Origin of the sequence: Hyphomonas sp., from assembly GCF_040882205.1 — a bacterium.
In the GTDB taxonomy this organism is placed as follows: Bacteria; Pseudomonadota; Alphaproteobacteria; order Caulobacterales; family Hyphomonadaceae; genus Hyphomonas.
The window spans coordinates 1-1808 of record NZ_JBBEBT010000337.1; the positions used below are offsets into that span (position 1 = coordinate 1).

Annotated in this window: 1 protein-coding gene and 1 pseudogene; both read right to left on the minus strand. The window is 64.7% G+C overall.

The genetic code is table 11. From position 1 onward, the window contains the following. A pseudogene (locus WEA77_RS14725) lies at positions 1-455 on the minus strand (hypothetical protein); the annotation flags it as partial. Positions 456-533: 78 nt separating this feature from the next. Beyond that, positions 534-1808 (minus strand): multidrug effflux MFS transporter (locus WEA77_RS14730; protein ID WP_368068631.1); only part of this gene is annotated, 1275 nt, incomplete at its 5' end.

Consider the following 1808-nt stretch of genomic DNA (forward strand, 5'->3'; position numbering starts at 1 on the left):
CAGGCGAGGCAGTTGCCGCTGAACTGGTTGACCACGTCATCAACCCCGCGCACGCGGATCTTCGCGCCGGCGTCCGTCACAGCAAGCTCGAAGAACTCCCAGTCCTTCGTCGCCGCGTTATAGCCCGCGTCGCGCTTCACCATAACCTCGCCGGGCACCAGCTGCCCGGCGGATCCGACCGGATACACCGCGCCGGCTTCGGGTTCGGCGGCGCCAATCGTACCCTCCAGGCTGCCGATCAGGTTGTCGACGAAGAAGCCGCGCACGGGGTGCATGTCGCGGATAGATTTGAAGTCCGCTTCGCCGGGTTCGAACGGCGCCGGGTCGGGGGCCTCCATAGCGGCGGTCTCCGCGGGTGCCTCGACAGGCGCCGGGCCAGATTGTCCGCAGGCGGCGACCAGCAATACCCCAAGGCCGGAGAGGGACGGGCGCAGCAGGCGGGCAGTGTCGGTCATTGCACTTTCCCCCGGCATCACGCGTTGCCGGAAGCCAGACTACGCGGGTTCCGGAGGCCGTAAAGGCGTCACTCGGCGTCAGCGCATGCTGAACAGCCGGCCCTTTTCGGTGATCAGTACAATGACCAGCGAGACCACGCCGAGCGCCGCAAAGCCCAGCATCAGCGGCACAGTCGAGCCATCGAACTGAGAGCCGATGAAGGCCCCGATGAAAGCCGAGGCCAGCGTCGTAGCAAAGCCGTAGGCAGCCGAGGCGGTACCGGCAATCTTGCCGAGTGGCTCCATCGCCAGCGCGGAGAAGTTCGAGCCCATCAGGCCGAAACATCCGAACGCAATCGCAAGCAGCGGGAAGAACAATACGAAGTTCTCGCCGAACAGCATCGTCGAAATCGCGAGGCCCGCCGAGATCGCCGTGAATACGATCAGCGCCGTATGGCTGATGCGACGCATGCCGATCTTTTCCACCAACCGCGAGTTCGTGAAGTTCGCCAGCGCCATCACGCCGGCAATCCCTGCGAACCAGTAGGCAAACGTGTCGCCCTTGCCGAACACCTGCCGGAATACCTGCTCGGACGAGGCGATAAACGCGAACAGTGCGCCGAACACGATGCCCGAGGCGCACATATAGCCAAAGCTCACCTTCGAGCGCAGCACGCTCATGTAGGCATCGGAGGCGCTCGCAAGATTCAGCGGCCGCCGGGCAGGCACGGGCAGTGTCTCCGGCAGCCGCGCCCAGGTCCAGGCCAGCATCACGCCGCCCCATATGGCGAGCCATATGAAGATCGCCTCCCAGGGCGCAAACAGCAGGATAAGTTGCCCAAGGCTCGGCGCGACGATCGGCACGATCATGAAAATGGTCATCACCAGCGACATGAAGCTTGCCATCGCGCGGCCTGAGTAGAGATCGCGCACCACCGCCGAGGCAACGATCCGCGCGCCGGACGAGAACACGCCCTGCAGGAATCGCGCGGCCAGCAGTGCCCAGAAATCATTGATCAGCACGCAGATCAGCGAGACGATGATGTAACCGATGAGGCCGAAGAACAGCGGTGCGCGGCGCCCGAACCGGTCTGTCACCGGGCCCCAGACAAGCTGCGGCGCGCCGAAGCCCAGCACATAGGCGAAGATGATCAGCTGCTGCCGGTTGTCGACCGCGCCGCCTTCCGCCGTCAGTCCGGTCGCCGCTGCGATCTGCGACAGGGCCGGCAGCATGATGTCGATCGCCATCGCGTTCAGCGTCATCAGACCGGCAACAATCGCGACAAGCTCCGCCTTGCGCAGGCCTTTCGGCGCGCCAGTCAGCTGTTCGGGTGCATTGTCGGTATCGGCCATGGAGGAGGTGCAGGATCCGGG